The 3,987-nt window shown below is 60.0% G+C and carries 3 protein-coding genes; all 3 read left to right on the top strand.

The features are described 5' to 3' along the window. On the top strand, positions 1-1,780 hold a 1,780-nt coding region (locus tag ACP5E6_RS16810; RefSeq protein WP_427956098.1), incomplete at its 5' end, for a phosphoketolase family protein. Positions 1,781-2,045: 265 nt separating this feature from the next. Next, positions 2,046-2,537, top strand: a complete 492-nt coding sequence (locus ACP5E6_RS16805) for a hypothetical protein (protein WP_427956095.1) — start codon at positions 2,046-2,048, stop codon at positions 2,535-2,537. A 44-nt stretch (positions 2,538-2,581) separates the two neighbouring features. Beyond that, positions 2,582-3,970, top strand: a complete 1,389-nt coding sequence (locus ACP5E6_RS16800) for a dihydrolipoyl dehydrogenase (protein ID WP_427956092.1) — start codon at positions 2,582-2,584, stop codon at positions 3,968-3,970. Positions 3,971-3,987 lie beyond the last annotated feature (17 nt).

The raw sequence follows: 3,987 nt of genomic DNA, 5'->3' as shown, positions 1-3,987 counted from the left end.
ACTGCCGATTTTGCATCTCAACGGCTTCAAGATCGCCAACCCGACGGTGCTCGCGCGCATCACCCCGGCCGAGCTTGCCGACCTGCTGCGCGGCTACGGCTACGATCCGCATATTGTCGAAGGTCACGACCCGGCATTGATGCACCAGGCGATGGCCGCCACGCTGGATGTCGTCTTCGATAAAATCCGTGCCATCCAGACTACCGCTCGCACGGCCAGCGACGGCGCCAACCCGGGGCGGCCGCGCTGGCCGATGATCGTGCTACGCACCCCGAAGGGCTGGACCGGGCCTAAATTCGTCGACGGCAAGCCGGTCGAAGGCACCTGGCGCGCCCATCAGGTGCCGATCGCAGGTTTCAAAAACCCCAAGCATCTCGGGCAACTCGACGAGTGGATGCGCAGCTACCGCCCACTCGACTTATTCGACGATGAGGGCAAGCTGCGCGATGATTACGCTTCGCTCGCCCCCACCGGCCACCGCCGCATGGGGTCCAACCCGCACGCCAACGGCGGCGAGATGCTGATCCCGCTGGTGATGCCGTATTTTCACGATTACGCCGTCGCGGTGCCGACCCCTGGCAGCGTCACCGCCGAGGCCACCCGTGTGCTCGGTGATTTTTTGCGCGATGTCATGAAGCTAAACCTTGCCGCCGCCAATTTTCGCGTCTTCGGCCCCGACGAGACTGCCTCGAACCGGCTCGATGCGATCTATCAGGTCGCCGGCAAGGCTTGGCTTGCGGCCACGATCGAGACCGACACCGACCTGAGCGCCGAAGGCCGCGTGATGGAAATACTCAGTGAGCATCTGTGCGAGGGCTGGCTCGAAGCCTATCTGCTCACCGGCCGGCATGGCTTGTTTTCCTGCTATGAAGCCTTCATCCACATCATCGATTCCATGTTCAACCAACATGCGAAATGGCTGAAAGTCAGCCGCACCATTGCCTGGCGCAAGCCGATTGCCTCGTTAAACTATCTGCTCACCTCGCATGTCTGGCGCCAGGACCATAACGGGTTTTCCCATCAAGACCCCGGCTTCATCGACCATGTCGCCAACAAGAAGGCCGACGTCGTGCGGATCTATCTGCCGCCGGATGCCAATTGCCTGCTCTCGGTCGCCGATCATTGCCTGCGCAGCCGCAACTACATCAACCTGATCATTGCAGGCAAACAACCCGAATTCCAATGGCTCACCATCGATCAGGCAGTGCGCCACTGCACCACCGGCGCCGGCGTGTGGCATTGGGCGAGCGATCCCGGTGAACCTGACGTGGTGATGGCCTGCGCCGGCGACGTGCCGACGCTCGAAACCATGGCCGCGGTCAGCCTGCTGCGCGCCTACGTGCCGGATATCCGCATCCGCGTGGTCAACGTGGTCGATCTGATGGTGCTGGAACCCCAATCCTCCCACCCACACGGCCTCGCGGATCGCGACTTCGATGATCTGTTCACCACCGACAAGCCGGTGATCTTCGCCTTCCACGGCTACCCCGCGATGATCCACAAGCTGATCTATCGCCGCCGCAACCACGACAATGTCCATGTCCGCGCCTATCAGGAGGAAGGCACCACGACCACGCCGTTCGACATGGTGGTGCTGAACCACCTCGATCGCTACCAGCTCGCACTCGACGCGATCAGCCGCATCCCCCGCCTGCACGATCAGGTCGCAATGGCCACCGCCCGGTACTGGACCACGATGGAACGCCACCGTCTCTACATCGGTGAGCACGGCGAAGATCTGCCGGAGGTGCGCGACTGGAGATGGGTTGGAGTCGTCTAAATGTTCTTTGAATCTGCGCCATCGCTCGAGATCTGCCCAGACAGACCGGACGTATGGCAGACAGTTGATCCAGTCCAATGCGTTGGTTTCCAGCGCTGTTCAATAAACTCTATCCGTCCTATTGCGACGTTCACCAGCGATGAACATAACATGGCTGAGATCATAAATCTCTGACATATCGTTTTCAATAGCGTAATAAATTATTACTCGTAATTCTCTTTGCCGTGGAACATATTACTTAAATCAAATATGATCGGTACCCGTCATGCCCACCACTATGAACGTTCGCCGGGGCTCTGAATATAATGCATTTTTGTTTGCCCCGATCGGCGATGAGCCAACTGGACTTAAACTCAGTGTCCTCTCCGCGCTGGCGCGACAAAACATCGATCCGTGGCAGGAGGCCGCGACGCTCGCCAGGCTTTCAACCTCCGCAGCGCGAACGCGATTGGCGGGGGAGATCACCAGCGCACTGGGGCGTGAAAATGATCCCAACATGGTTGCCGCCAATCTGATCGCGCTGTTGCCGCGCACAGTTCAGATCGTACCTCCCACATCCGATCTTGCGACCCGTCTTCGCGGGCTCGGCAGCAATGCACACGGCCATTCAGCGTCAATGAATATCAAGGACATCATCGTGATGATCCTGGTCATGGCCGGGCTGACGATCGGGATGAATTACGTCATGACCCACAAGATACCCAACCACAGCCCACCAACGACAAGCCATCCTCACACACCCACAGCGCCGAAGTAACCAGCAGCACCACCGGCGCATCTGATCTCACTGGAGTCTTCAAATTGACTGATATCATGCCGATCGACGTCCTCATTCTCGGTGCCGGCGGTGGTGGTTACCCCGCCGCCTTCTTTCTTGCCAAAGCCGGTCTCAGCGTGGTCATGGTCGATCCGATCGGCAATCTGGGCGGTGATTGCCTCGCCGAAGGCTGCGTGCCGTCAAAGGCGGTGCGTGAAGGTGCACTTGCCCGGGCCATGAGCCGAAAATATACCTATTTTGGCCTTAATGGTTCCACTCCATCAGTCGACTGGCAAGGCGTACTCGTCCACAAGGATCGGGTGCAGAACGCACGCTACACCCAGCATACCCAAGAAATCGCCGAATCGTCGGTCGTCTTCCACAAGGGAACCGGTCGCATCATCGGAGAGCACGAAGCCGAAATCACCATCGATCACGAGGAAAACCTGTCGTACCGGTTCCGCTACCTGATCGCCGCGACCGGCTCACGCCCCCACATACTTTCGATTCCGGGGGCCGAGCTTGCAATTACCTCGCACCATCTTTTTCGCTTGGGTGCCGACCTGTCGATGCCCCAGCGCCTAGCCGTACTCGGTGGCGGCTATATCGGCGCCGAGAGCGCCTCGATGCTCGATCACCTCGGGGTTAAGACCACGATCCTCGAAATGACCGACCAGCTGATGCCAGGCGCCGATCCCGACCTGCGGGCATATCTTACCCGTCGCCTCGGCGCGCGGGTCGATCTCATGCTCAACGCGACCGTCACGGCGATCACCACGGTACCAGGGGGGTTGCAGGTCAGCTATCGCCGGGACGGCAAAGACCTGACGCTCGAGGCTGATGCGGTCCTTATGGCCACTGGCCGTGAAGCGGTGCGCCCGGACGGGATCGGCGCAATCGGCATTCCCGGAACGGGAGCGATCATCGTTGATACCACGATGCGCAGCGCCGTCCCGCACGTTTACGCTCCTGGTGATATCAACGGACGCAGCATGCTGTTTCATTCTGCGGTGCGCCAGAGCATGGTCGCCGCACACAACATCCTGGCCGGCGGCCAACCGGTCGACCGGATGAATTTCCATGGCGTCCCCTACACCGTGTTCACCGAGCCGGAGATCGCCTGGGTCGGGCTCGATGAACCAGGTGCTATCGCAGCCGGGTTCACCGTCGGATCCGGCCGCTACGATTACCTCACAGACACCCGCGCCCTGATTTACGACGAGACCGATGGCTTCATCAAACTCGTGTTTGATACAACGACCGACGTGCTGCTCGGTGCTCAGATCGCCGGGCTGGATGCCGCTCAGGTGATCGCCCCTCTTGCCCTTGCTGTTCACAGCCGGACCACGGCAGCGACGCTAGGGAATATGGTTTTCCCCCATCCGATGATCACCGAGGGAATCAACAAAGCCGCGCGCCAATTCCGGCCGTAGCGTCACCAGACCAGGAG

The organism is Acidiphilium sp. (genome assembly GCF_049977125.1).
Taxonomy (GTDB): Bacteria; Pseudomonadota; Alphaproteobacteria; order Acetobacterales; family Acetobacteraceae; genus Acidiphilium.
This window is presented reverse-complemented; position numbering and strand designations above follow the sequence as displayed.